The organism is Chromobacterium sp., from assembly GCF_041912965.1.
Lineage (GTDB): Bacteria > Pseudomonadota > Gammaproteobacteria > Burkholderiales > Chromobacteriaceae > Chromobacterium > Chromobacterium aquaticum.
In genome coordinates this window covers 1-25,993 of sequence record NZ_JAYSGF010000026.1, presented here as the reverse complement: position 1 = coordinate 25,993, position 25,993 = coordinate 1, and the positions used below count along the sequence as shown (strand labels likewise).

Below are 25,993 nucleotides of genomic sequence, written 5' to 3'. Positions count from 1 at the left end.
GCCAAAGCCCGCCGCATGGCTTAAAATCAGGGCTTGAGGCCGGCCCCAGCGGGCGCGGCCACTCCACTCCCGACGCCATGATAGAAAACCAAGCCATGCTGCTGGCGGTGTTTGAACGGGCGGCGCTGATGTTGATGGCGCTGTTCTTCCTCACCCGCACCCGCCCGTTTCAACACCTGCTGCGCAAACAGGACCACAGCCCGGCTGAACTGGCGGCGGTATCGCTGCTGTTCTGCCTGTTCGCCGTGTTCAGCACCTATACCGGCATTCCGGTGGACGGCTCCCTGGTCAATGTGCGCATCATCGCCGTCCTGTCCGGCGGCATCCTGTTCGGCCCCTGGGTAGGGATACCGGCCGGCATCGTCTCCGGCCTGCACCGCTACCTGATAGACATCAACGGCTACACCTCGCTGCCCTGCCTGATCTCCAGCGTCTGCGCCGGCCTGCTGGCCACCTGGATACACTGCCGCGCCGACCGGGGGAGGCTGTGGCTGTACGGCATCCTGGCCGGCATGCTGTGCGAAGGGCTGACCATGGGCCTGATCCTGCTCTTGACCGAGCCGGCGGTGGGCATGCCCATCGTCAGCCACATCGCCTTCCCGATGATTGTCGGCACCGTCTGCGTCGGCCTGATCATCAAGCTGGTGCAAGACCTGAACGACGAAAAAGAACTGCTGGCCGCGCGCCAGGCCAAGCTGGCGCTGACCATCGCCAACCGCACCCTGCCCTATTTCCAGAACCTGGACCGCGACGCCATGGTCCAGGTCTGCACCGTGATCCGGGACCAGCTGGACGCCGACGCGGTGGCCATCACCAACACCTCGGACGTGCTGGCCTATGTCGGCCTGGGCAAGGACTACTACGAGATGGACGAGCACTCCGCCATCGGCGCCATCACCCGCCAGGCCATCGCCGGCGACCAGATCATCATCGAGAACAATCTGCAGCAATACCATCTGGCGGACTTCCACTCCGTCATCATCATCCCGCTGCGCGAAAAGGCCGGCGTCAGCGGCACCCTGAAAATCTTCTACCGCAAGAGCCACGGCATCAGCACGCCGCTGCGCGAAGTGGCGGTGGGCCTGTCCCAGCTGATCTCCACCCAAATGGAAGTGTCGCGGGTCAAGCAGCTGGAAGAAATGGCGCGCAAGGCGGAATTCAGCGCGCTGCAAAGCAAGATCAACCCGCATTTCCTGTTCAACGCCCTGAACGCCATCTCCTCGCTGATCCGCATCCAGCCGCAGCAGGCGCGCCAGCTGATCGCCAACCTGGCGGACTACCTGCGCTACAACCTGTCGCTGGGCGACCGGCTGATCGACATCCAGGAAGAACTGCAGCAAGTGCGCGACTACGTGGCGATAGAACAGGCGCGCTTCGGCGCCAAGCTGACGGTGGACTTCGACATCGACGACGTGCACGTGCGCATCCCCAGCCTGCTGTTGCAGCCGCTGGTGGAAAACGCCATCCTGCACGGCATCCAGCCGCGCAAGGAGCCGGGCCGGGTCAGCATCGCGGTCAAGCGCGACGGCGCCAAGGTGCATGTCTGCGTGCGCGACACCGGCTACGGCGTCAGCCAGGAAGTGCTGGACGGCGTGGCCGCCGGCACGCTGTCCAGCCGCAGCATCGGCCTGAGCAACGTCAACCAGCGGCTCAAGCTGCTATACGGCGAGGGCTTGCGGCTGACCCGGCTGGAACCCGGCACCGCCGTCTGTTTCGACCTGCCCGCCGCCGAGGAGCCGACATGCTGAAAGCCCTGATCGTGGAAGACGAATACCTGGCGCGCGAAGAGCTGGCCTATTTGATCCGCGAGCACAGCCGCATCGACATCGTCGCCAGCGTGGAAGACGGACTGGAAGCGTTCAAATTCCTGCAGGAACACGAGGTGGACGTGGTGTTCCTGGACATCAACATCCCATCGATAGACGGCCTGCTGCTGGCCAAGAACCTGCACAAATCGTCGCGGCCACCGCGCATCGTCTTCGTCACCGCTTACAAGGAGTTCGCGGTGGAAGCGTTTGAAGTGGAGGCTTTCGACTACATCCTGAAGCCCTACAACGAGGCCCGCATCATCAATCTGCTGGCCAAGCTGGAAGCGCAAACGCCGCCGGCCGCCGCCGCGCCGGCCGAAGCCCCGGCCGCCAGCCGCACCGTCAACCTGGTCAAGGGCGACAGCATCATCGTCACCCCCTGCGAGCAGATCTACTACGCCGAGGCCGACGAGAAAGTCACCCTGGTCTACACCGCGCACGACCGCTACGTGATGTCGATGAGCATCAGCGAATTCGTCGCCCGCCTGCCGGCCGACAGCTTCTTCCGCTGCCACCGCTCCTACTGCGTCAACATCCACAAAATCCGCGAAATCGCGCCCTGGCTCAACAGCACCTACATCATCAAGCTGTACGACCTGAAAGCCGAGATTCCGGTCAGCCGCAGCAATATCAAGGCCTTCCGGCAGTTGATGCATCTTTGACCTTTAGCAAATGCAACAACAAGCAGAACGGGCGGAACACCACAATATAAATTCAAGCAAATTATTAGTCAGCACACACACATTAAGCCAGCTATAAAGACATACCAAATTCATGCAACACTGACCTAATCCAAAGCCAACTTCAATTTGGAGCCCGCTATCAAATGAAATCAATAGCCCTTATATTACTATCAATTTTCCCAATAGTAGGTTGTGACAAAAACCCTAGCAATAACAAAGCTGACCAGCCTTTTTCTCTTACTGAAAGATACAAAATATACTTTAGCCCGATAGTAAGAGCTGACACATTTTTAGTAGACACTCAAACAGGGAGAATCTGGCAACAACAATTAGACAGCAGCCAAAACCCGATCTGGGTTGAAATGGTCGTAAAAAATAGAGAAGAAAAGACAATCGACTTTAAAGATTTAAAATAAGCAATTACACAAAAACAAAAAATCCAATCCAAACATGAGAACACGGGCAAGCACAAAAAAATAATCAAAAGACATACTTTATGCCATATTTGTCAATCTAGGATACGTAGTCCAATTTTCCCCTCGCAGATTATTCCCCTCCAGTTGCACTTCATTCCGCGCCGCCTGCATCTCATGCCGCCGCCGCGCCCCCTACATAAGTACAGGCTTATAGTCACACCAACAGTAATGACTTTAAGCGAGCAGCGCCATGAACGCCTCAAACACCATCCGCTACCGTACCCTGGCCGGCACCGTCCTCACCCAATTCGCTTTGGGCTCCGTCTACACCTGGAGCCTGTTCAACGCCCAACTCTCCGCCAAACTGTCCGAGCCGGTCAGCCAGGTGGCTTTCGCCTTCGGCCTGCTCAGCCTGGCGCTGGCGGTGGCCTCCTCCCTGGCCGGCAAACTGCAAGAACGCTTCGGCGTGCAGCGCGTCACCCTGGGCGCCGGCCTGATGCTGGGCCTGGGCTTCTTCCTCACCGCCCAAGCCAATAATCTGGTCATGCTCTATCTGTGCGCCGGCGTGCTGGTGGGCCTGGCCGACGGCGCCGGCTACCTGCTGACGCTGTCCAACTGCGTCAAATGGTTCCCGGAACGCAAGGGCCTGGTGTCCGCCTGCGCCATCGGCGCTTACGGCCTGGGCAGCCTGGGCTTCAAATACATCAATCTGGCGCTGCTGGCCCGCTTCAGCCTGGAAACCACCTTTGAGCTGTGGGGCCTGATCGCCATGGCCATGGTGGTGGCCGGCAGCCTGCTGATGCGCGACGCGCCGCAGCAACAAGCCGCCGCGCAGCAGAACGCCAGCCATGACTACACCCTGGCCGAGGCGATGCGCCAACCGCAGTACTGGATGCTGGCGCTGATGTTCCTGACCGTGTGCATGAGCGGCCTGTACGTGATCGGCGTGGCCAAGGACATCGGCGAAAGCTATGTGCACCTGCCGGCGCTGACCGCCGCCAACGCCGTGGCGGTGATCGCGGTGGCCAATCTGTCCGGCCGCCTGGTGCTGGGCATTCTCTCCGACAAGATGCCGCGCATCCGGGTGATCACCATCGCCCAAGTCTCCGCGCTGGCCGGCATGCTGACCCTGCTGTTCGTGCCCCTGAACGCCACCCTGTTCTTCCTGGCCATCGCCTGCGTCGCCTTCAGCTTCGGCGGCACCATCACCGTCTACCCCTCGCTGGTCAGCGATTTCTTCGGCCTCAACAACCTGACCAAGAACTACGGCGTGATCTATCTGGGCTTCGGCATCGGCAGCATCGTCGGCTCCATCGTCGCTTCGCTGTTCGGCGGCTTCCTGGCCACCTTCCATCTGATCCTGGCGCTGTTGATCGTCGCGCTGCTGTTCTCGCTGACCATACGTCAGCCGGGCAGCAGCAAGGAAGCGGAGTTCGAAGCCGAGCCGCACCTGGGCAAGGCCTGATTCCCGCGCCACTCGCCGCAACGCCCCCGTTTTGGGGGCGTTGTTGTTTGGGGAGCTTGGTGGCTGTCGCTGGTGGGTATCGCCTGCGGCTCCACCCACCCTACCCATGACGAGCGGCCGCGCGTAGGGTGGGAGGAGCGTAGCGATACCCACGCGGAACCCCACTGCGCCACGCAAGATGATGGTGGCGATCCACCTTACCGGACCCTGCCGGCTTGACGCCCTCCCGCGCCTCCCCAAACAATAGCCCCCGCGCCGCAGTAATCGCGGCGCTCGGGTTTAGTCTCCCCAATACGAATCACTGCAACAGATGCGCTGTTTCCACAGCGCATCTGTTGCCATTGCTTTGCCTATGCGGACGGGCCGTGGCAAGTGGCGCCCTCACGGGCGCGCCGGCTTTTGCAGTGACTCACCGGTAGACTAACTCTTGTCATGTGCCCGCCCTACCTCTTTGCTGCATGGCCCTTCTGCTCAAGAGCTTACAAAGGGTAGAGCTTGTCCATTCGGCATTAGGCTGCGCAGAGTTTGATTTCGGCGGTCCTTTTCTTTGCTAGACTTCGTCGGCTTGACGCCCTCCCGCTCCTCCCCAACAATAGCCCCCGCGCCGCAACAATCGCGGCGCTCGGGATTGGCCTCCTGAATTGAAATGTCGTCGCGGATGCGCTGTTTCCACAGCGTATCCGCTGCCATTGCTTTGCCTATTCGGGCGGGCCATGGCAAGTGGCGCCCCTCGAGGGCGCGCCGGCTTTGTACGACATATCACCGGTAGGCCAACTCTTGTCATGTGCCCGCCCTGCCGCCTTGCGGCATGGCCCTTCTGCTCAGGAGGTTGCAAATGGTAAAGCCTGTCCGTCCGGTGCTAGGCATCGAACTCTCTCCGTCCTCTGCTGAAACCCAAGACATCCATCAGGACGCCTCTCCACTCCCGCCGCTAGGGCCGCGTTCCCGCTACCGGTTTGCCGGTCCCCACGCCAAAGACCTCAGCCTGCCCTTCATCCGCCGCATCAAAGGCCGTACCTATCCGCATTACTGGCAGCCGGCCGAGGCCAAGGATGAGTTCGAAGCCTGCGCCTTGGGTCGCCAGTACGCCGCCCATCTGGCGCAGTTGCTGAAGCTCAACCGTCAGCATTCCGGGCGCGGACTGCTGTTCCGCATCACTAACGACATGGATTTCAGCGAGCGCGGCCACCGCCGCAGCATGTGCAAAAGCTTCTTCAACTATCTGGAGATACTGCTGAACTTGGGAGTGCAACAGGTCGACCTGCCAAAGCATGTGGAGGCGATGCAACGCTTCCATCTCAGCCTGGACGAATTGAACACCTTGCAGCGGAAGCCGCGTAGAAAGAAGAAAGGCTAAAACCTATTGGCGCTGGAAACGGGAGCGGATGCGGCTCCTCCCACCCTACGCGCAGTGGCTCGTCATGGGTAGGGTGGGTGGAGCGCAGCGATACCCACGCGGCTCCCCTCTCCTCCATAACTGCTGTCGCCTCAGCCCCGCCGCTTCGCCAACCAGATATCCAACTGCCGGGCGAAAGCCTGGCGGTCCGCCTGGCTCAAGGGCGGCGGGCCTTCGGTCTGCACGCCGCTGGCGCGCAGCGTGTCCATGAAATCCCGCATCGTCAGCTGCGCGGCGATGGTGTCCGGCGAATACACGTCGCCGCGCCAGTTCAGCGCCTGCGCGCCCTTGCCCAAGGCCTCGGACGCCAAGGGAATGTCGCCGGTGATCAATAGATCGTTCGCCGCGATGCGGCGGACAATCTCGTTGTCCGCCACGTCAAAACCCTTGGGAACCTGCAAGGCGCGGATATTGGGCGCCTTCGGCACCGTCAATAGCTGATTGGCGACAAACACCAGCTCCACGCCGGTGCGCTGCGCCGCCCGGCACAATGTTTCGCGGATCACCTTGGGACAGGCGTCCGCGTCCACCCATATCGTCATGTCTGTTCTCTGCATGCAAACCCGGCCATGATAACGGTTTCGCGCCGGTTTCCGTCGTTGCCATGTTGACGCTTACGTAAACGTAAGTAATGATAGAGCATATCACGCGAATCACGCGCGCCCATCAGAGGAGAGAAACCATGTACAGCAGCCTGCGCTTCGCCTTTGGCGACACCTACGATATGTTGCGCGAAACCGCGCGCGACTTCGCCCAAAGCGAAATCGCCCCGCGCGCCGCCGACATCGACCGCGACAACCTGTTCCCGGCCGATCTGTGGCGCAAGTTCGGCGATCTGGGCCTGCTGGGCATGACGGTGGACGAGCAGTACGGCGGCACCCAGATGGGCTATCTGGCTCATATGATCGCGATGGAGGAAATCAGCCGCGCCTCCGCCTCGGTGGGCCTGTCCTACGGCGCGCACTCCAATCTCTGCGTCAACCAGATCCACAAGAACGGCAACGACGAACAAAAACGCCGGCTGCTGCCCAAGCTGGTGTCCGGCGAGCATGTCGGCGCGCTGGCGATGTCCGAGCCCAACGCCGGCTCCGACGTGGTCAGCATGAAGCTGAAGGCGGACAAGGCCGACGGCGGCTACCTGCTCAACGGCAGCAAGATGTGGATCACCAACGGCGGCGACGCGGACGTGATGGTGGTCTACGCCAAGACCGACGTCAGCGCCGGCGCCAAGGGCATCACCGCCTTCATCGTGGAGCGCGGCTTCGCCGGCTTCAGCCACGGCAGCAAGCTGGACAAGCTGGGCATGCGCGGCTCCAACACCTACCCCATGTTCTTCGACAACTGTTTCGTGCCGGACGCCAATGTGCTGGGCGGCGAAGGCAACGGCGTCAAGGTGCTGATGAGCGGCCTGGACTACGAGCGCGCGGTGCTGGCCGCCGGCCCGCTGGGCATCATGCAGGCCTGCATGGACATCACGGTGCCGTATCTGAACGACCGCAAGCAGTTTGGCCAGGCCATCGGCGATTTCCAGCTGATGCAGGGCAAACTGGCGGACATGTACGTCAAGCTGTCCGCCAGCCGCGCCTATGTCTACGCGGTGGGCCAGGCGCTGGACCGCGGCGAAACCGGCCGCCAGACCCGCAAGGACGCCGCCGGTGCCATCCTGTACGCGGCGGAGGGCGCCACTCAGATGGCGCTGGACGCCATCCAGTGCCTGGGCGGCAACGGCTATATCAATGAATACGCGACTGGCCGCCTGCTGCGCGACGCCAAGCTGTACGAGATCGGCGCCGGCACCAGCGAAATTCGCCGCTGGCTGATAGGCCGCGAGCTGATGGCGGAAACCCGGTAATCGCGGCGGATACAGTGCCTGATGCCGAGTTGCGCTTCAGCCCCACCCGGCAAGCCCAATGCTCACTGACCGCACGCTTCGTCGACGGCGAATGACAAGGTAAAACGATATGCCCATCCTCGAATCCAAACTCTCGCCGCGCGCGGCGGACTTCCAGGCCAACGCCGACAAAATGCGCGCGCTGGTGGCCGATCTGCGCGACAAGGTGGCCAAGGCCGCGCTGGGCGGCGGCGACAAGGCGCGCGCCAAGCACGCTGCCCGCGGCAAGCTGCTGCCGCGCGAGCGCATTGATCTGCTGCTGGACCCCGGCGCGCCCTTTCTGGAGCTGTCCCAGCTGGCCGCCTTCGGCATGTACGACGACGACGCGCCCGGCGCCGGCCTGATCAGCGGCATCGGCCGCGTCGCCGGCGTGGATTGCCTGATCATCGCCAACGACGCCACGGTCAAGGGTGGCACCTATTACCCGATAACGGTGAAGAAGCATCTGCGCGCTCAGGAGATTGCGCGCGACAACCGTCTTCCTTGTGTGTATCTAGTCGATTCCGGCGGCGCCTTCCTGCCCTTGCAGGACGAGGTGTTCCCGGACCGCGAGCACTTCGGCCGCATCTTCTACAACCAGGCCAATCTGTCCGCCGCCGGCATTCCGCAGATCGCGGTGGTGATGGGCAGCTGCACCGCCGGCGGCGCCTATGTGCCGGCGATGTCGGACGAAACCGTCATCGTCAAGGAACAAGGCACCATCTTCCTGGGCGGCCCGCCGCTGGTGAAGGCGGCCACCGGCGAGGTGGTGACGGCGGAGGAACTGGGCGGCGGCGATGTGCACGCCCGCGTGTCCGGCGTGGCCGACCACCTGGCGCAGAACGACGCCCACGCGCTGTCCATCGCCCGCCGCATCGTGTCCGGCCTCAACTGGCGCAAGCAGGGCGAGCTGGACCGCGCCGAGCCGCGCCCGCCGCGCTACGCGGCCGAGGAAATCTACGGCGTAATCCCGGCGGACCCGAAAAAACCCTTCGACGTGCGCGAGATCATCGCCCGGCTGGTGGATGATTCCGAGTTCGACGAGTTCAAACAGAACTACGGCGCCACCCTGGTCACCGGCTTCGCCCGGCTGAACGGCTACCGCGTCGGCGTCATCGCCAACAACGGCATCCTGTTCTCCGAGTCCGCGCTCAAGGGCGCGCACTTCGTCGAGCTGTGCTGCCAGCGCGGCATTCCGCTGCTGTTCCTGCAAAACATCACCGGCTTCATGGTGGGCAAGAAGTACGAGAACGGCGGCATCGCCAAGGACGGCGCCAAGCTGGTCACCGCCGTGGCCTGCGCCCGCGTGCCCAAGTTCACTGTGCTGATAGGCGGCAGCTTCGGCGCTGGCAACTACGGCATGTGCGGCCGCGCTTATTCGCCGCGCTTCCTGTGGATGTGGCCGAATAGCCGCATCTCGGTGATGGGCGGCGAGCAGGCGGCCGGCGTGCTGGCCCAGGTGAAGAAGGAACAACTGGGCGACGCCTTCGGGGCCGAGCAGGAAGAAGCGCTGAAAGCGCCGGTGCGCGAGCAGTACGAACGTCAGGGCCACCCCTATTACGCCAGCGCGCGCTTGTGGGACGATGGGGTGATAGACCCGGCGCAAACCCGCGAGGTGCTGAGCCTGGCGCTGGAAGCGGCGCTGTCCGCGCCGATTGAAAACACGCGCTTCGGCGTGTTCCGGATGTGACGGCCAAAGGTGACGCAGATGAGTTACTCCACGCTTGAAATCGAACACAGCGGCAAGACCGCGACGATCTGGATGAACCGGCCGGACGTTCACAATGCGATGAACGAAACGCTGATCGCCGAGCTGACCGCCGCCTTCACCCATCTGCAATTGCAGGCGGACTGCCGCGCCATCGTGCTGGCCGGCCGCGGCAAGAGCTTTTCCGCCGGCGCGGACCTGGACTGGATGCGCCGCGCCGCCGGCTACGGCGAGGAGCAGAACCTGGCCGACGCGCAGCGGCTGGCGGCCATGCTCAAGAGCATCTACCGCAGCAAGAAGCCGGTGATCGCCCGCATCCACGGCGCGGCGCTGGCCGGCGGCACCGGCCTGGCGGCGGTCTGCGATGTGGCCATCGCCACCGAGGCCGCCAAGTTCGGCCTGACCGAGGTGAGGCTGGGCCTGGTGCCGGCCACCATCGGTCCTTATGTGGCCGACGCGATAGGCTGGCGTCAGGCGCGGCGTTATTTCCTGTCCGCCGAGCGCATCGACGCCGCCACCGCGCTGCGCATCGGCCTGGTGCACGAGCTGGTGCCGGCCGAGGCGCTGGACGCGCGCGTGGCCGACATCGCCGAGGCGATGGCCCAGGGCGCGCCGCAGGCGCTGTCCTCGGCCAAGGACTTGCTGGCCATGCTGCGCGAGGGCTCGCCCTGGGACGATCAATTGCTGGAGGACACCGCCGGCCAGATCGCCAGCGTGCGCGCCGGCGCCGAGGCGCGCGAGGGCCTGGCCGCTTTCTTCGAAAAACGCGCGCCGAACTGGCTGGAAGCAGGCCTGGACGCCCCCTCTCCCCAACCCCTCTCCCACAAGGGGAGAGGGGCTTTGAGTGGCGACGTCGACAAGTAACTTTGACTAAACAAGATTCGGCGGTTGAAACGGCAACAACGCTTGATCACTCCTCTCCCCACTTCGCGGGAGAGAGGCTTTGGGTGGCGACGTCGACAAGTGACTTTGGCCAAACAAGATTCGACTGTTGAAACGGCAACAACGCTTGATCACCCCTCTCTCCACTTCGCGGGAGAGAGGCTTTGGGTGGCGACGTCGACAAGTGACTTTGATCAAACAAGATTCGACTGTTGAAACGGCAACAACGCTTGATCTCCCCCCTCACGGGAGAGGGGCTTTGGGTGGCGACGTCGACAAGTGACTTTGACCGAACGAGATTCGGCTATTGAAACGGCAACAACGCTTGATCACTCCCCTCTCCCCTCGCGGGAGAGGGGCTGGGGGAGAGGGGCCGACCATGAAAGAGCACCATGTTCAATAAAATACTCATCGCCAACCGCGGTGAAATCGCCTGCCGCGTGATCAAGACCGCGCGCGCGCTCGGCGTCTCCACCGTCGCCGTCCATTCCGACGCCGACGCCGACGCCCGCTTCGTCAAGCTGGCCGACGAGGCCTACCGGCTGGGCCCGGCTCCGGCGGCGGAATCCTATCTGCGCGGGGACTTGATCCTGGACATCGCCCGCCGCAGCGGCGCGCAAGCCATCCATCCCGGCTACGGCTTTTTGTCCGAAAACGAGGACTTCGCCGCCACCTGCGAGGCCGCCGGCATCGCCTTCATCGGCCCGCCCGCCTCCGCCATCGCCGCGATGGGCAGCAAATCCGCGGCCAAGGCGCTGATGGAGCAAGCCCGGGTGCCGCTGGTGCCCGGCTATCACGGCGAGCGCCAGGAGCCGGACTTCCTGCGCGGCCAGGCCGACGCCATCGGCTACCCGGTGCTGATCAAGGCCAGCGCCGGCGGCGGCGGCAAGGGCATGCGCATCGTGGAAGCTTCCGCGGAATTCGAAGCGGCGTTGGCCTCCTGCCAGCGCGAGGCGCGCGCCAGCTTCGGCGACGACAAGGTGCTGGTGGAGAAATACCTGCCGCGCTCGCGCCATGTGGAAATCCAGGTGTTCGCCGACCGCCACGGCCAATGCGTGTATCTGTTCGAGCGCGATTGCTCGGTGCAGCGCCGCCACCAGAAAGTGCTGGAGGAAGCGCCGGCGCCGGACTTGCCGCCGGCCACCCGCGAAGCGATGGGCGCGGCCGCCTGCGCCGCCGCGCGCGCGGTGGGCTATGTCGGCGCCGGCACCGTGGAATTCATCATGGAAGTGCTGGCCGACGGCAGCCCCGGCCGCTTCTTCTTCATGGAAATGAACACCCGGCTGCAAGTGGAGCACCCGGTCACCGAGATGATCACCGGCCAGGACCTGGTGGCCTGGCAGTTGGCCGTCGCCAGCGGCCAGCCGCTGCCCTTGAGCCAAGAGCAGCTGCACATCAACGGCCACGCCATCGAGGCGCGCATCTACGCCGAAGACCCGGACAAGGGCTTCCTGCCCGCCACCGGCACCCTCTACCACCTGCGCGCGCCGGCGGAATCCGCCGTCGTGCGCATCGATACCGGCGTCGTCGCCGGCGACAGCATCTCGCCCTTCTACGACCCGATGATCGCCAAGCTGATTGTCTGGGGCGAGGACCGCCGCCAGGCGCTGCAAAGACTGGACGCGGCGCTGGCCGATTACCAGGTGGCCGGCGTCACCACCAACATCCCCTTCCTGCGCCGCATCGTCCAGCACGCCAGCTTCGCCGGCGGTCAGGTGGACACCGGCCTGATCGCCCGCCATCACGACGCGCTGCTGCCGCCGCCCGCCGCGCCGGACGCGGAGCAATTGGCGCTGCTGGCGCTGGCCGAGGCGCTGGCCGCGCCCGGCGGCTTCCCGGTGACCACCGGCTGGCGGCTCAACGGCGCGCTCAGCCGCGGCCTCGTGTTCCACATCGCCGGCCAAGACTATCCGGTGACGCTGCGCCATCTGGGTGACGGCTGCGAAATCACCGCCGCCGGCAGGCAGTTCTCCGCCAGCGGCCACCTGGACGGCGCGACGCTGCGCGCGCGGCTGGGCGATCAACAACTGGAAGCCGTCGTCGCCCGCAGCGGCCCGCAGCGGGTGCTGTTCGCCGCCGGCCGCCGGCTGGAAGCGCAGTGGCAGGACCCGCTGGCGGTGGCCGCCGAGGACGTGCACGGCGAAACCCATCTGAAAGCACCGATGCCGGGCCGCATCGTCGCGCTGCTGGCCGCCACCGGCGTCAAGCTCAACAAGGGCGAGCCGCTGCTGATCCTGGAGGCGATGAAGATGGAGCACACCATCCCCGCGCCGGCGGACGGCGTGGTCAAGGCTTTCTATTTCGGCACCGGCGAGCAGGTCAACGACGGCGACGAGTTGGTCGACTTCGAAGCGGAGTGAACCCCATGGACCCCATCATCATCAATCATCCCGGCCTGAATCTGGCCGGCTACAGCATCGCCACCCGGATGGAGAACGGCGACAATCTGCGCCAGATTCCAGAATTCTGGGGCGAATACGCGGCCACGCTGCGCCAGCCGCTGCTGGCGGCGCTGGGCCGCGCCGACGCCGCCGAATACGGGCTGATCCACGACTTCGACCCGGACAGCGGCCGCTTCGGCTATATGATAGGGATGGAGTGCGCCCAGCCCTTGCCGCTGCCGCCCGGCTGCGCGCGGCGCAGCACGCCGCCGGCCAAGTACGCGGTGTTCACCACCCAGCCGGCCGGCAGCGACGCCGAGTTCGGCCAGGCGATCCAGGCGGCCTGGCGCTACATCATGCAGGACTGGCTGCCGGCCTCCAAGCAATGGGAGCAAGCGCCGCTGGGCTCTTTCGAGCGCTACGACGGCCGCTGCGCGCCGGAGTTGCCGCAACGCCAGATGGACATCTACATCCCGGTGCAGCCGCGCCGCCGCTAACGGAGAGCCGAAGTGCCGCAAGTGAAGATTGTGGAAGTGGGCCCGCGCGACGGGCTGCAGAACGAAAAACAGCCGGTGAGCACCGCCGTCAAGCTGGAGCTGATCCGCCGCCTGGCCGCCAGCGGCCTGAACACCATAGAAGCGGGCGCCTTCGTCTCGCCCAAGTGGGTGCCGCAGATGGCCGGCAGCGCCGAGGTGCTGGCCGGCCTGGACCAAAGCGGGCCGGCATCCTACCCGGTGCTGGTGCCCAATGAGCAGGGACTGGACGCGGCGCTGGCGGCCGGCGCGCGCGAAATCGCCGTGTTCGGCGCCGCCAGCGAAAGCTTCAGCCAACGCAATATCAACGCCAGCATCGCCGAAAGCCTGCAGCGCTTCGCGCCGGTGATGGCGCGCGCGCAGGCGGCCGGCGTGCCGGTGCGCGGCTATGTGTCCTGCGTGGTGGGCTGTCCCTACGAGGGCCGCATCGCGCCGGCCAAGGTGGCGGAAGTGGCGGCGCGGCTGCTGGACATGGGCTGCTACGAGATTTCGCTGGGCGACACCATAGGCGTGGGCACGCCGTCCAGCGTGCTGGCGATGCTGGACGCGGTGAGCAAGACTGTGCCAATGGCGCAGTTGGCCGGCCACTTTCACGACACTTATGGCATGGCGATCAGCAATATTCATGCGTGTTTGCGCGCAGGAATGATGACATTCGATTCTTCGGTTGCCGGCCTGGGCGGCTGCCCTTATGCTCAGGGAGCTTCCGGCAACGTCGCCACCGAGGACGTGGTCTATCTGCTGCACGGCGAAGGCCACGACACCGGGATCGACCTGGCCGCGCTGGTGGACACCGCCTGGTTCATCGCCGACGCGCTGGGCAAGCCGCCGGCCTCCAAGCTGGCGCACGCCATCGGCGGAAAACGCGCCGCCGGGCTGGAACGATAACAAGCCGCCGCCCGTCCATGGGCTGGCGCGCGGAGAAAATATCAGGAGAAAGCATGACCCCCGACACGCCCATCTGGAGCCCCTCCCCCGGCCGCCTGGCCGGCGCTCATCTGACCGCCTTCACCAAGTTGGCCGAACTGTCCTACGACCGCAAGCTGAACGGCTACGCCGAGCTGTGGCGCGCCAGCGTGGCCGATCCGGCGCGCTTCTGGTCCTTGGTCTGGGATTACTGCGGCGTGATCGGCGACAAGGGCGCCACCGCGCTGAGCGACGGCGACAATATGCTGGCCGCCCGCTTCTTCCCGGAAGCGCGGCTGAGTTATGCCGAAAACCTGCTGCGCCGCGACGACGACGGCGACGCGCTGCTGTTCTGGGGCGAGGACAAGCTGCAGCGGCGCTGGAGCTGGCGCGAGCTGCGCGCCCAGGTGTCCTTGCTGCAGCAGGCGATGCGCGGTGCCGGCATCCAGTCCGGCGACCGCGTGGCCGGCTTCATGCCCAATATGCCGGAAACCATCGCCGCGATGCTGGCCGCCAACAGCCTGGGCGCGGTGTGGACCAGTTGTTCGCCGGACTTCGGCGCGGACGGCGCGGTGGAGCGCTTCGGCCAGACCGAGCCCAAGCTGCTGTTCTGCCCGGACGGCTATTGGTACGCCGGCAAGGCGGTGGACATCCGCGCCAAGATGGCGGCGCTGGCGGAGGCGCTGCCCTCGGTGCGGCAAATCATCGTGGTGCCGTATCTGGGCGAAACCGGCGTGTTCGCGGAAAACGTGCCCAAGGCCATCACCCTGGCGGACTTCACCGCCGCGTATCAAGCGCAAGCGCTGAGCTTTGAACGGCTGCCGTTCCGGCACCCGCTGTTCATCCTGTATTCCAGCGGCACCACCGGCAAGCCCAAGTGCATCGTCCACGGCGCCGGCGGCACTCTGCTGCAGCATTTGAAGGAACAGCAGCTGCACGGCGATGTGCACCACGGCGACCGCCTGTTCTACTTCACCACCTGCGGCTGGATGATGTGGAACTGGCTGGTGTCCGGCCTGGCGTCCGGCGCGGCGCTGATGCTGTTCGACGGCTCGCCCTTCGTCGGCGAAGGCCGCACGCTGTGGAACTACGCCGAACAGCAGCGCTTCACTCACTTCGGCACCTCGGCCAAATACATAGACGGCCTGCGCAAGAGCGGCATCGTGCCGATGCGGGAATGGAAGCTGGACTCGCTGCGCGCGGTGTTCTCCACCGGCTCGCCGCTGGTGGCGGAAAGCTTTGACTGGGTTTACGCCAATATCAAGGCCGACATCAATCTGGCCTCGGTGTCCGGCGGCACCGACATCGTGTCCTGCTTCGCGCTGGGCTGTGCCAGCCTGCCGGTCTACCGCGGCGAGCTGCAATGCCGCGGCCTGGGCATGGCGGTGGACATCTACAACGAATACGGCCGGCCGGTGCGCGGCGAAAAAGGCGAACTGGTGTGCACCCGGCCGTTTCCGTCGATGCCGGTGGGCTTCTGGAACGACGCCGACGGCGGCAAATACCGCCAGGCTTATTTCGGCCGTTTCGACAATATCTGGTGCCACGGCGACTACGCCGAGCTCACCGCCCACGACGGCATGATCATCTACGGCCGTTCCGACGCGGTGCTCAACCCCGGCGGCGTGCGCATCGGCACCGCGGAGATCTATCGCCAGGTAGAGGTGTTCGACGAGGTGCTGGAAAGCATCGCCGTCGGCCAGCAATGGCTGGACGACGAGCGCGTGGTGCTGTTCGTGCGCCTGCGCGCCGGCGCGCGGCTGGACGAGGACCTGCAGCAGCGGATCAAGGCGCAGATCAAGACCGGCGCCAGCCCGCGCCACGTGCCGGCCAAGATCATCGCCGTCGTCGACATCCCCAAGACCATCAGCGGCAAGATCGTCGAGCTGGCGGTGAAGAACGTGATCCACGGCCAACCGGTCAGCAATCTCACCGCGCTGGCCAATCCGGAAGCGCTGAAACTGTTCGAGAACCTGGACGAACTACAAAGCTGAACCGGCGCGCGGCCCAAGAAAAACCCCCGAATCGGTTCCGATTCGGGGGTTTTTTTCCATTCCCTCCGCGCTCAGCGCGGATGGACGCGCCGCAATAGCGCGAACTTCATATTGTCCTCGCGCGGGCGCGAGCCGTACCACAGCACTTCCCAGCCCGGTTCGGCCAGGCCCTCGCGCTCGGCGCGCACCACCAGCTGATAATCGCATGGCGGCGCATTGCCGGCCGGATAGGACACCAGGTCCAGGCCGGCGTAATAGCGCCAGCTGATCAGCGCCAGCTGGTTATGGCTTTCCGTCGCCACGCAGGCGGCATTGGCCGGCAGCGCCTTCATCATCCGTTCCACCACCGGCCGATAGCTCTTGGCGGCGTCGAACCACGGCAGCCACAAGGTCATGCCCAGGCCCCACAGCAGGGTCAGGCCCGCCGCCCAGTTGCTGATGGCCTGGCGGCCGCGCAAATGCTTGCGCGTCAGCGCCCACAGCCACACCAGGGTGGCGATCACCGCGCACACCGCGGCCAGGCTGGACACCTGCACCTGATAATAAGGGCTGAAGTACTGGGCGCGCCCGGCCAGGCCCTGCGGCCAGCCGAAGTTCATCGCCGCCCAGCCGGCCCAGACCAGCAGCGCGAAGAAGCCGAAGGTCATCAGGCCGAACCAATTCAGGAAGGCCGCCGCACCGCGCTTGAGATTGTCCAGCTCCACCGCCGCCAGCAGGGACAGCGGCAGCAGCAGCGGCATCGCGTAAGTCATATTGGGCCGGCTGGACAGGGTCAGCAGGATCAGCACCACGGCGAAGAACATCAGCGGCAGTTGCAGCCGCGCCTGGTCCAAGCGCCCCCAGTTGCGGTACAGCGTCCAGCCGGCCAGCGGCCAGGCCGGAAACGCGAACCACAAGGCGTTGATGCTGTAATAGCCGAAGTCGTGGAATAGCTGCACCCGGCCAAAGCCGTTGAGCTGGCCCAGCGAGTAGTCGTTCCACCACAGGCTGAACGCGTCCGGATGGCTCTTGGCCAAGGCCAGCGGCCACACCAGGGAGGTGGGCGCGGCGATCAGCAGCGCCAGCAGCACGGTAATCGCGTATTGCTTGCAGCGCCAGGCGGAAAAGGCCGGCAGCAACAGCACCACCATCCACACCAGCATCAATTCCATCAGACTGGCGCTGAGGAAGATCACCGCGCTGGCGGTGCCGAGCAAGGCGCCGGCCAGGCCGGGCGAGCGCAGCGTCAGCGACAAGGCGTAAAAGGCGGCGGCGAAGCCGGCGAAGCTGGCCACCACCGAAGTCAGTTGGTGGCCGGTTTCCACCAGGCCGACGCAGCCTATCAGCACCATCACCACGCTGCGGCCGTGGCGGCGGCCGATCAGGTCGCGGCCGGCCATGCCGGCCAGCAGCAGGGCCAGCGACATGAATAGCGGCGTGGCCAGCCGCGCGGCGTCGTGCGCCGCCAGCAGCCAGGGGGAAAACAGCTTGACCATGAAGGCCGCCACCCAGTAATACAGCGGCGGATTATCCAGGTAAGGCGCGCCCTGCACCGTGGGCAGCAGCCAGTTGCCGGTGTCCAGCATGCCTTGCACCGCGGACAGCACGAAGGGCTCGTCCGGCTTCCACGGGTCGTGGCCCATGATGCCCGGCCACAACCATACGAAGCACAGCAGCAGCAAGATCCACGGCTTTTCCGTCGGCTTGGCCAGGGTTTGCGATTGTTCCGAATAAGTAAGCATGAGTCTCGTTCAAACGGTTTCAGGAGAGCTCGAACCGGCCTGGAACACGGCCCGATCGCGGCCGGGCGCCGTTGGCGTTCGAGCTTCCCCTCAGTCGGCGGACGGCAGCGTGCCGCACAGGCGGGCCAGCAGGATGCGCCAATCCACCTTGCGCTTGGCGATGGAATTGCGCAGCTTGTTGCGGCGGCGCTGGCGCTTGTGCTCGGGATCGGCCTGTATCGTCTTCAGCCGCGCCTCGTCCCAGGCGAATTCGCCGCAGTACTCGGCCTGGCGCGCCACATCCCAGTCCGGCGCCATGCCGGCGAACACCTCAGCCAGGTAGAGCGGCGCCTCGTAACTGTAGTTCCAGTAGTGGTGCAGCGCATCCCCCAGCGCCAGCGGCTGGCGGCCGTCGCAGGCCACCAGCGACCACGCCAGTTGCTCGGTCCAGTTGCGCGCTTCCACGCGCGGCAGCAGGAAATCGTTGACGCGCAAGGCGGTTTCGAAGAAAGCCACCATGCCGGCGGAGGCGCCGACCACGCCGGCGTTCCACATCGCCAGGCCCTGGGTATCGGCCACCCCCATCTTGCGCAGCTCGGCGCCGTGCTTGTCCACCGCGGCCAGATAGTCCGGGAAGAAGCCGGGGCCGAACACGCCCTCGTTGACGTGCATGCAGCTGGCGTTGCCTGCTTCCAGCCGGGCGAACAAGTCGTCCGGCACGCGCAGCCAGCGGGTGTCGCAGTCCACGTACAGCACCGCGGTGCCCAGTTCGCGCGCCGCTTTCAGCATCACTTCCAGCTTGATGCGGTGCACATAGTCGAACTGGCCGCGATAAGCCTGCAACTGCGCCCGGCTCAGGGTTTCGGTGCGGACCAGCGGATGCGCGGGCACGCTGTCCGGCGCGTCGGTGTACACCATGATCTTCACGTCCTGCCGCTGTTGCTTCAGCAACAGGTGCAACAGGCTCAACACGGAAAAGCGGGTCTGGTCGTAGTATTTCTTGCCGCCGTGGGACAGGTAAACGATGTGGATCGCCATGGCCTCAACCTTGCAGAATAGGTACGCGCGCCGCCGGCCGGGAGCTGCCAGGCCCTGCCGCCGCCGGCGCGCAGCAGATCGTAAACAGACTCATAGAAAAAAGGCAGCCTGAGCTGCCTTTTTCTGGGTATCCAACGTATCCTCGGCGCTTAGCGCTTGAAGAAGCCGCCGAACTTCTGGTTGAACTTGTCAACGCGACCGGCGGTATCGACGATCTTTTGCTTGCCGGTGTAGAACGGGTGGCAGTTGGAGCAAACTTCAATGCCGAACGCGTCCTTGGACATGGTGGACTTGGTCACGAACTGGCTACCGCAGGAGCAGGTAACGGTCAGGTCTTTGTAAGTCGGGTGAATATCGGTTTTCATGTGTCTTCCTTTCAAATCGGGTACAGGGGATTTGCCTGTACTGCTTGCGAAACTATCGATTATCCGCGCTTTGCCGCCGCTTGACAAGTGCCAAATCCACTGTCAATGGCGGCGGCCACGGATCAGGCGCGGCGCCAGATGGTGCCCTGGGCGCCGTCTTCCAGCACGATGCCCTTGGCGGTCAACTCGTCGCGGATGCGGTCGGACTCTGCCCAGTTCTTGGCGGCGCGCGCGTCCTTGCGCGCCTGGATCAGCGCTTCGACCTCCTCGGCCGACAATTCGCCGGCGCTGACGCCGCCCTTGAGGAAGTCCTCCGGGTCGCGCTGCAGCAGGCCCAGCACGCCGCCCAGATCCTTCAGCAGGCGCGCCTGCAGCGGGTCGCGGCTCTTGTTGACTTCACCGGCCAGTTCATACAGCACCGCCACCGCTTCCGAGGAGTTGAAATCGTCGTTCATCGCCGCCTGGAAACGCGCGGCGAACGGGTCTTTCCAGTCTATGCCGGCGGAGGCCGGCAGCTCCAGGCCGCGCAAGGCGGTGTAGAGCCGGGTCAGGCCGTGCTTGGCGTCGGCGAGGATGCTGTCGGTGTAGTTCACCGGGCTGCGGTAATGGCTGCGCACGATGAAGAAACGGATCACCTCGCCGTCGAAATGGCCCAGCACGTCGCGGATGGTGAAGAAATTGCCCAGCGATTTGGACATTTTCTCGCCGTCGACATTGATGAAGCCATTGTGCAGCCAGTAATTGACGTACTGGTGGCCGTGAGCGCCCTCGGACTGGGCGATTTCGTTCTCATGGTGCGGGAACTGCAGATCCTCGCCGCCGCCGTGGATGTCGAAATGCTCGCCCAGGTGATGACAGCTCATCACCGAGCATTCGATATGCCAGCCCGGACGCCCCTGTCCCCACGGGCTGTCCCAGGACGGCTCGCCCGGCTTGGCCGCCTTCCACAGCACGAAGTCCAGCGGATCACGCTTGTGCGGGTCCACTTCCACCCGCTCGCCGGCGCGCAGCTTGTCCAGGGTGCGGCCGGACAATTTGCCGTAGCCTTCGAATTCGCGCACCGCGTAATACACATCGCCGTTGTCGGCGGCATAGGCCTTACCGTTGGCGATCAGCTTCTCGATCAAGGCCACCATGCCCGGCACGTGCTGAGTGGCGCGCGGCTCGAAAGTGGGCGGCAGCAGGCCCAGCGCGGCGGCGTCCTGGTGCATGTCGGCGATGGTCTCTTCCACCAGCTGCTGCGGCAGGATGCCGCGCTCGGCGGCGCGCTTGATGATCTTGTCCTCGATATCGGTGATGTTGCGCACATAGGTGACGTCGTAACCGGACGCGTCCAGCCAGCGGTAGATCACGTCGAAGGCCGTCAGCATGCGCGCATGGCCGATATGACAGAGGTCGTACACCGTCATGCCGCACACGTACATACACACCTTGCCGGGCTCTATGGGTTTGAACTCTTCTTTCTGGCGGGTCAGGGTGTTATACACGGTCAACATGATGGAAACCTATTATGAGGTTGGGTCAAAAAAGGACAATTGTAACAGAGCCGTCAAGCCCTCCGCACCGCGATTATGCGGACGCCCATGCGCGCGGCGGCCAGATCGCGGATAATGGGCTTTTACCCTAGCCTCCGCCCGCCATGAGCCATACTCCGCTTTCCGACGCCGACTACCAACGCCTGGCCGCCACGCTGAATCGTTTCCTGCCGCAGCAAGGCATGAACCTGGAGCGCCTGGACGGCTTTTTCGCCGCCCTGCTCTGCGGCCCCGAGCAGATCAAGCCGACCGAATGCCTGCCCGCCATCATCGGCGACGCCTTCGACGACGATACGGCCTTCACCAGCGACAAAGCGCTGGAGCAATTCGTCAGGCTACTGGGCGGCCACTGGCTGGACATCGCCGCCACGCTGCGCGAGGACAGCGGCTTTCAACCGTGGCTGGACGCGGATGCCGCCGGCGAGATCCGCGGCAACGATTGGGCCGAGGGCTTCGCCGAGGGCATGCAGTTGCTGAACGAGGACTGGGGTCTGCTGTTCGACGATCCGGAACAGGCGCCGCTGCTGGAACCCATCCTGACCCTGGCCTTTGAGCGCAATCCCGACCCGGAAGTGCAAGTGCCGGCCTTGACGCCGGAACAGCGCGAGCAATGCCTGGCGGCGCTGTCCGACGCCGTGCACGGCATTTACCGCTTCTTCGCCGCCATCCGCCAGCAGTTGGAGCAGGAAGAAGAAGCACTGGAGCGGCAACAAAGGCATTGAGCCGCCGCCGGGCGCGCCTGGTCAACCGGATGGCGGCGGCGACGTTGATAAGCAGGCCGGCTCACGCCGCCTCCCACCGCCACAGGACCCACCATGAATGCCATCGAAGCCCTGCTGTTCGCCATCATCCAAGGCATCAGCGAACTTTTCCCCGTCAGCAGCCTGGGCCACGGCGTGCTGATTCCGGACTGGCTGCACTGGTCCATCAACCGCACGAGCCCGGACTTCCTGCCCTTCATGGTGGTGCTGCACCTGGGCACCGCCGCCGCGCTGCTGCTGTACTTCCGCCGCGACTGGCTGCAACTGATAGGCGGCTTCCTCAAGGCCGGCGGCAAGGCGTCCAACCCGGACGCCCGGCTATTGTGGCTGTTGATCGCCGGCACCATTCCGGCCGGCCTGCTCGGCCTGCTGCTGGAGAAGCAATTGCGCGCGCTGTTCACCAGCGCCACCGCGGTGCTGATCTTCCTCAGCCTGAACGGCCTGCTCCTGCTGTGGGGCGACCGCCTGAAAAAGAAACAAGCCCACCTGGATCTGGAGCGGCTCAGCCTGTCCGGCGCGATCAAGATAGGCGCCGGCCAGGCGCTGGCCTTGCTGCCCGGCTTCTCCCGCTCCGGCGCCACCCTGGTGGCCGGCCTCGCCCATGGCCTGGACTACGCCTCTTCCGCGCGCTTCTCCTTCCTGCTGGCCACTCCCATCATCGCCGCGGCCGGCGTGCTGGAAGTGCCCAAGCTGGCGCACAGCCAGGCGCCGACCGGCCTGCTGCTGGCCTGCGGCCTGTTGTCCGGCGCCTGCGCCTACGCCAGCACCTGGTTCCTGATGCGCTACTTCAAGAAAAGCGAAATCGAATCCTTGCGCCCGTTTGGCTACTACTGCCTGCTGGTCGGCGTCGGCGGCCTGCTCGTCAAGCTGCTGTGACGCCACATGCCGTTATTCATGAGTCGCGCGCAAACACCATTCAAAACAGATATCTGGGCAAAACTTGACCACAGCGTGTTGGACTGATCGGTCTAGTGCTTTAGAATGAAAAAATAAGATCCAGGGCCACTCCATAGCGGTGGCCCTAACTAATTTTTTTGAAGAATGAGTGTTTTGGAAGAAAAAAGAAACGAGCGTCTGCCGGCCGACCTGGCCAGGCGCGCAACCGCCATCATCGAACTGCCCGATGGCGTGCTGGTCACGGCGGCCCGAGGCGGCCGGTACAATCTTCCTGGCGGCAAGGCCGCCCGCGGCGAATTGCGCTCCCAGGCGCTGATCCGTGAAGTGCGGGAAGAAACCGGCTTGCGCATCAACTCCATGCTGTATCTGTTCGATCACATCACCCCGTTCAACGCGCACAAGGTCTATCTGTGCATCGCTCAGGGCCAACCGCGCCCGCAGGGAGAAATCGAACGCATCGCCTTGGTGTCCTCGCCGGACACCGACATGGATCTGTTCATCGAGGGCCGCGCCATCCTGCGCCGCTACGCGCGCTTGCGCGGCGAAGTCACCGCCAAGGGCGACGCGCTGCGCGCGCTGCTGGGCCTGGCGCGCTATATCGCCAAAGTGGACTGACGCCACCTACGCGATGCAAAACAGGACATGCCTTGGCATGTCCTGTTTCATTTTCCGGCTCAGGCTACGGCTCAGATGCCGGTAATCGGCGCCGAACTCTCCGCCCCGCGCGCGCTGTCCGCCACGCCTGCGGGCAGATCCACCCAGCCCGCGGCCGAGCCCAGCGACAAGGCGCCAGCCAGCAACACCATGGCCACCGGCGCGAACAGCAAGACCCCCAGCGCCACCCGCAGCCGGTGGATGCCCGACACCACGGCCAGCGCATTCACCAAGACCAGGATGCCGAAGATGGACAATACCGCGTTGACCGCCAGCGCCACATCGTCCGGCAGCCAGCTGGTCAGCGGCTCGATGAACTGCAGGCCGCTGGCCACCGCCACTAGGCCAAACAGGGACTCGCGCCCCTCCCACTTGGCGAAACGCAGCCACAGGCCGATGAAAGCGGCGAAACACAGGGTTTCCGCCAGAGTGAACAGCACCATGAACAGCATGCGGCCGGTCAGGTTGTCGCCCAGCTCGGCGGTATCGGCGCTCGCCACCAGGCCCAGCAAGATCAGAAACACCAGGGTCTGCCAGCGTGGATACTGATAGGCGTCCAGGGGCTTGACCCGGAAGCGCAGCAAGTCCACCACATCGTCAATCAGCAGGCGCATGTCCGCTCTCAGTCAAAGACTACCGTCTTGTTGTTATAGGACAGCACGCGGTTGTCCATATGCCAACGCACTGCGCGCGACAGCACCACTTTTTCCAGGTCGCGTCCTTTCTGGATCAGGTCGTCCACCTCGTCGCGGTGAGAAATGCGGGTGACTTCCTGCTCGATGATCGGGCCTTCGTCCAGATCCTCGGTCACATAGTGGCTGGTGGCGCCGATCAGCTTCACCCCGCGCGCAAACGCGCGATGGTAGGGCTTGGCGCCGTCGAAGGCGGGCAGGAAGCTGTGATGGATGTTGATCACCCGGTCCGGATAGCGCTCGACGAAGCCCTGGGACAGGATCTGCATATAGCGCGCCAGCACGATGAAATCGACGCCGGCCTCTTCCAGCAGGCGGAACTGCTCGGCCTCGGCCTCTTCCTTATTGTCCTTGGTGACCTTGATCACATGGAAGGGAATGCCGTTGAACTCCACCAGCCGGCGGCAGGTTTCGTGATTGGAAATCACCAGCGGGATCTCGCAGTCCAGCTCGCCGATGCGCCAGCGGTGCATCAGGTCCACCAGGCAATGCTCGTACTGCGACACGAAGATGGCCATCCGCGGCTTGCGGGTGGACAGCGACACCTTCCAGTTCATCGCGTGCTCGTCGGCAATCGGCTGGAAGGCGGCGGCGAAGTTCTCCATCGGCAGGGTGAAGCCGTCCACATCCCACTGCACCCGCATCAGGAACAGGTTTTCACTGGTGTCCTGATGCTGGTCCGCGTGCATGATGTTGGCGTTGTAGGTCATCAGGAAGTTGGCGATCGCCGCCACCAGGCCCTTTTTGTCCGGCGCGCTGATCAACAGCGTGGCCGATTGCTTGTCTTGACTCATGATTGAATTCTGTCGTTACTGCAAACTAAAACCGTCGATTTTACGATAGCCGGGCCGCCAGCGTCTCGCTTTGTTTGCAAGCGCCTGCCACCAAAATGGCGCCGAGAAACAAAAACGCCACCGCCGCGGTGGCGGCGATGGCGCTTTCGGCCGAACGGGCAAGCCGTTCAAGCGTGCATATTGGCGGAATCCAAGGTGTTCTGCAGCAGGGTGGCCACCGTCATCGGGCCGACGCCGCCCGGCACCGGGGTGATGAAACCGGCGCGCTCGGCCGCCGTGGCGAATTCCACGTCGCCGCACAGCTTGCCGCTGTCCAGACGGTTGATGCCCACGTCGATCACCACCGCGCCCGGCTTGATCCACTCGCCCTTGACGAAGTTGGGGATGCCCACCGCCGCCACCACGATATCGGCGGCGGCCACTTCGGCGGCCAGATCGGCGGTGGCGCTGTGGCACACCGTCACCGTGGCGCGCGCCAGCAGCATTTCCAGCGCTTGCGGACGGCCGACGATATTGGACGCGCCGACGATCACCGCCTTCTTGCCCTTGGGATCGATGCCGTATTCTTCCAGCAGCGTCATCACGCCGCGCGGCGTGCACGGCCGCAGCAGCGGCATCTTGATCGCCAGCCGGCCCATATTATAGGGATGGAAGCCGTCGACATCCTTTTTCGGGTCGATGCGCTCGATCACCGCTTGCGGATCGATCTGCTTGGGCAGCGGCAATTGCACCAGGATGCCGTCCACCTCCGCGTCCGCGTTCAAGCGGTCGATGATGTCCAGCAGCTCCTGTTGGCTGGTGTTGGCCGGCAGGTCATAGGCCAGCGAACGGATGCCGGCTTTCTCGCAGGAGCGCTTCTTGCTGCCCACGTAGACCGCGGACGCCGGGTCCTCGCCCACCAGGATCACCGCCAGCGCCGGGGCGCGCTTGCCCGCTGCCACGCGCGCCTGCACGCCCTCGCCCACCTTGGCGATCAGTTTTTCCGCTACCGCTTTACCGTCAATCCGTTGTGCTGCCATGGGCCGATTCCATAAAAGAAGCTGAAAAAGAAGGCGCATATTCTCGCATTTTTCCGCCGCTTCCGAAATGGCGCTGCGCAACAAAACTTACTTAACATCAAGATAAATAAAGAAAACCGCCACCCCGCCTTTCACTTTCCCGATATTGCGCCTCTCAACGACCGTAATTTAATTGCAAACGGGTGTTGACAGCCTAAATCGCCATCCGTATAGTTGCGTTCTCTGTCGTCGGGGCGTAGCGCAGCCTGGTAGCGCACCTGATTTGGGATCAGGGGGTCGCGAGTTCGAATCCCGCCGCCCCGACCAGCAGTAAGACGGAGCCCGACCGAGCGCCCGTAGCTCAACCGGATAGAGCACCGGCCTTCTAAGCCGGGGGTTACAGGTTCGAGTCCTGTCGGGCGCGCCAAGATTTTTGTAGTACAATGCAGTCGTTGTTTCAGTGGTGGATGTAGCTCAGTTGGTAGAGTCCAGGATTGTGATTCCTGTTGTCGTGGGT

The 25,993-nt window shown here is 64.3% G+C and carries 24 protein-coding genes and 2 tRNA genes; 17 read left to right on the top strand and 9 right to left on the bottom strand.

All coding sequences use genetic code 11. The features are described from left to right. The first annotated feature begins 77 nt into the window (after window positions 1–77). The 4 genes from ACE3QM_RS14530 (at window position 78) to ACE3QM_RS14515 (ending at window position 4,372) form a co-directional block, all read left to right on the top strand. Window positions 78–1,748, top strand: a complete 1,671-nt coding sequence (locus ACE3QM_RS14530) for a LytS/YhcK type 5TM receptor domain-containing protein (RefSeq protein ID WP_374422844.1) — start codon at window positions 78–80, stop codon at window positions 1,746–1,748. Continuing rightward, window positions 1,742–2,470, top strand: a complete 729-nt coding sequence (locus tag ACE3QM_RS14525) for a LytTR family DNA-binding domain-containing protein (protein WP_048410449.1) — start codon at window positions 1,742–1,744, stop codon at window positions 2,468–2,470. The genes ACE3QM_RS14530 and ACE3QM_RS14525 overlap by 7 nt, the downstream gene beginning before the upstream one ends. Before the next feature lie 164 nt (window positions 2,471–2,634). Continuing rightward, on the top strand, window positions 2,635–2,907 hold the full coding sequence (locus ACE3QM_RS14520; protein ID WP_374422843.1) for a hypothetical protein: 273 nt from the start codon (window positions 2,635–2,637) through the stop codon (window positions 2,905–2,907). A gap of 250 nt (window positions 2,908–3,157) precedes the next feature. Further along, entirely contained in the window at window positions 3,158–4,372 is a 1,215-nt protein-coding gene (locus tag ACE3QM_RS14515) for an MFS transporter (RefSeq protein WP_107799953.1), read from the top strand. Between the two features lie 471 nt (window positions 4,373–4,843). Here the strand turns inward: ACE3QM_RS14515 and ACE3QM_RS14510 are convergent, their stop codons facing one another. Further along, window positions 4,844–5,062 (bottom strand): hypothetical protein, encoded by a 219-nt coding sequence (locus ACE3QM_RS14510; RefSeq protein ID WP_227107349.1) that lies wholly within the window; start codon window positions 5,060–5,062, stop codon window positions 4,844–4,846. Between the two features lie 145 nt (window positions 5,063–5,207). Between ACE3QM_RS14510 and ACE3QM_RS14505 the strand changes: the two genes are divergently transcribed. Then, window positions 5,208–5,729, top strand: a complete 522-nt coding sequence (locus tag ACE3QM_RS14505) for a hypothetical protein (protein WP_374422841.1) — start codon at window positions 5,208–5,210, stop codon at window positions 5,727–5,729. Window positions 5,730–5,860: 131 nt separating this feature from the next. On the opposite strand, the gene ACE3QM_RS14500 is transcribed toward ACE3QM_RS14505, so the two are convergent. Next, window positions 5,861–6,310 carry a YaiI/YqxD family protein gene (locus tag ACE3QM_RS14500; RefSeq protein ID WP_043593836.1) on the bottom strand — a complete coding sequence of 150 codons (450 nt, stop codon included), beginning with the start codon at window positions 6,308–6,310 and terminating at the stop codon, window positions 5,861–5,863. Window positions 6,311–6,450: 140 nt separating this feature from the next. Here ACE3QM_RS14500 and ACE3QM_RS14495 point away from each other — a divergent pair, with 140 nt between their 5' ends. The 7 genes from ACE3QM_RS14495 to ACE3QM_RS14465 all read left to right on the top strand — a co-directional run bounded on the left by ACE3QM_RS14495 (window position 6,451) and on the right by ACE3QM_RS14465 (window position 16,042). Beyond that, window positions 6,451–7,620 carry an isovaleryl-CoA dehydrogenase gene (locus tag ACE3QM_RS14495; protein WP_081547845.1) on the top strand — a complete coding sequence of 390 codons (1,170 nt, stop codon included), beginning with the start codon at window positions 6,451–6,453 and terminating at the stop codon, window positions 7,618–7,620. A gap of 109 nt (window positions 7,621–7,729) precedes the next feature. Then, window positions 7,730–9,328 carry a carboxyl transferase domain-containing protein gene (locus tag ACE3QM_RS14490; protein WP_374422838.1) on the top strand — a complete coding sequence of 533 codons (1,599 nt, stop codon included), beginning with the start codon at window positions 7,730–7,732 and terminating at the stop codon, window positions 9,326–9,328. Window positions 9,329–9,346: 18 nt separating this feature from the next. Further along, window positions 9,347–10,210 carry an enoyl-CoA hydratase/isomerase family protein gene (locus ACE3QM_RS14485; RefSeq protein ID WP_374422835.1) on the top strand — a complete coding sequence of 288 codons (864 nt, stop codon included), beginning with the start codon at window positions 9,347–9,349 and terminating at the stop codon, window positions 10,208–10,210. Window positions 10,211–10,620: 410 nt separating this feature from the next. After that, window positions 10,621–12,588 carry an acetyl-CoA carboxylase biotin carboxylase subunit gene (locus ACE3QM_RS14480; RefSeq protein WP_374422833.1) on the top strand — a complete coding sequence of 656 codons (1,968 nt, stop codon included), beginning with the start codon at window positions 10,621–10,623 and terminating at the stop codon, window positions 12,586–12,588. Window positions 12,589–12,593: 5 nt separating this feature from the next. Further along, entirely contained in the window at window positions 12,594–13,106 is a 513-nt protein-coding gene (locus ACE3QM_RS14475; RefSeq protein WP_048410456.1) for a GyrI-like domain-containing protein, read from the top strand. Window positions 13,107–13,118: 12 nt separating this feature from the next. Beyond that, window positions 13,119–14,030: a hydroxymethylglutaryl-CoA lyase gene (locus tag ACE3QM_RS14470; protein WP_048410457.1), complete on the top strand. Its 912-nt coding sequence runs from the start codon at window positions 13,119–13,121 to the stop codon at window positions 14,028–14,030. Window positions 14,031–14,083: 53 nt separating this feature from the next. Then, window positions 14,084–16,042 carry an acetoacetate--CoA ligase gene (locus tag ACE3QM_RS14465; RefSeq protein ID WP_374422830.1) on the top strand — a complete coding sequence of 653 codons (1,959 nt, stop codon included), beginning with the start codon at window positions 14,084–14,086 and terminating at the stop codon, window positions 16,040–16,042. A gap of 71 nt (window positions 16,043–16,113) precedes the next feature. Here ACE3QM_RS14465 and ACE3QM_RS14460 read toward each other — a convergent pair whose 3' ends face one another. From ACE3QM_RS14460 to cysS, 4 genes are all read right to left on the bottom strand, one after another. Next, window positions 16,114–17,763: a glycosyltransferase family 39 protein gene (locus tag ACE3QM_RS14460; RefSeq protein WP_231463141.1), complete on the bottom strand. Its 1,650-nt coding sequence runs from the start codon at window positions 17,761–17,763 to the stop codon at window positions 16,114–16,116. A 90-nt stretch (window positions 17,764–17,853) separates the two neighbouring features. Then, window positions 17,854–18,780 (bottom strand): hypothetical protein, encoded by a 927-nt coding sequence (locus ACE3QM_RS14455; RefSeq protein WP_374422828.1) that lies wholly within the window; start codon window positions 18,778–18,780, stop codon window positions 17,854–17,856. A gap of 149 nt (window positions 18,781–18,929) precedes the next feature. Continuing rightward, window positions 18,930–19,145, bottom strand: a complete 216-nt coding sequence (rpmE, locus tag ACE3QM_RS14450; protein WP_043593861.1) for a 50S ribosomal protein L31 — start codon at window positions 19,143–19,145, stop codon at window positions 18,930–18,932. A 122-nt stretch (window positions 19,146–19,267) separates the two neighbouring features. Continuing rightward, window positions 19,268–20,641, bottom strand: coding sequence for a cysteine--tRNA ligase (gene cysS, locus ACE3QM_RS14445; protein ID WP_231463147.1), 1,374 nt, complete (start codon window positions 20,639–20,641; stop codon window positions 19,268–19,270). Between the two features lie 143 nt (window positions 20,642–20,784). Between cysS and ACE3QM_RS14440 the strand changes: the two genes are divergently transcribed. The 3 genes from ACE3QM_RS14440 to ACE3QM_RS14430 all read left to right on the top strand — a co-directional run bounded on the left by ACE3QM_RS14440 (window position 20,785) and on the right by ACE3QM_RS14430 (window position 22,953). After that, window positions 20,785–21,402 (top strand): UPF0149 family protein, encoded by a 618-nt coding sequence (locus ACE3QM_RS14440; protein WP_374422825.1) that lies wholly within the window; start codon window positions 20,785–20,787, stop codon window positions 21,400–21,402. Between the two features lie 93 nt (window positions 21,403–21,495). Further along, window positions 21,496–22,317 carry an undecaprenyl-diphosphate phosphatase gene (locus tag ACE3QM_RS14435; protein WP_374422823.1) on the top strand — a complete coding sequence of 274 codons (822 nt, stop codon included), beginning with the start codon at window positions 21,496–21,498 and terminating at the stop codon, window positions 22,315–22,317. Window positions 22,318–22,482: 165 nt separating this feature from the next. Further along, entirely contained in the window at window positions 22,483–22,953 is a 471-nt protein-coding gene (locus ACE3QM_RS14430) for an NUDIX hydrolase (protein ID WP_048410464.1), read from the top strand. Between the two features lie 71 nt (window positions 22,954–23,024). Here the strand turns inward: ACE3QM_RS14430 and ACE3QM_RS14425 are convergent, their stop codons facing one another. From ACE3QM_RS14425 to folD, 3 genes are all read right to left on the bottom strand, one after another. Further along, window positions 23,025–23,606 carry a hypothetical protein gene (locus ACE3QM_RS14425; protein WP_048410465.1) on the bottom strand — a complete coding sequence of 194 codons (582 nt, stop codon included), beginning with the start codon at window positions 23,604–23,606 and terminating at the stop codon, window positions 23,025–23,027. 8 nt (window positions 23,607–23,614) lie between these two features. Beyond that, complete coding sequence (gene purU / locus ACE3QM_RS14420) at window positions 23,615–24,478, bottom strand: formyltetrahydrofolate deformylase (RefSeq protein ID WP_048410466.1); 864 nt, start codon at window positions 24,476–24,478, stop codon at window positions 23,615–23,617. 167 nt (window positions 24,479–24,645) lie between these two features. Continuing rightward, window positions 24,646–25,497 (bottom strand): bifunctional methylenetetrahydrofolate dehydrogenase/methenyltetrahydrofolate cyclohydrolase FolD, encoded by an 852-nt coding sequence (gene folD, locus ACE3QM_RS14415; protein ID WP_048410467.1) that lies wholly within the window; start codon window positions 25,495–25,497, stop codon window positions 24,646–24,648. A gap of 229 nt (window positions 25,498–25,726) precedes the next feature. On the opposite strand from folD, the gene ACE3QM_RS14410 reads away from it, so the two are divergent. Both ACE3QM_RS14410 and ACE3QM_RS14405 read left to right on the top strand, forming a co-directional pair. Next, window positions 25,727–25,803, top strand: a tRNA-Pro gene (locus ACE3QM_RS14410). Between the two features lie 23 nt (window positions 25,804–25,826). Next, a tRNA-Arg gene (locus tag ACE3QM_RS14405) sits at window positions 25,827–25,903 on the top strand. The last annotated feature ends 90 nt before the right edge of the window (window positions 25,904–25,993 follow it).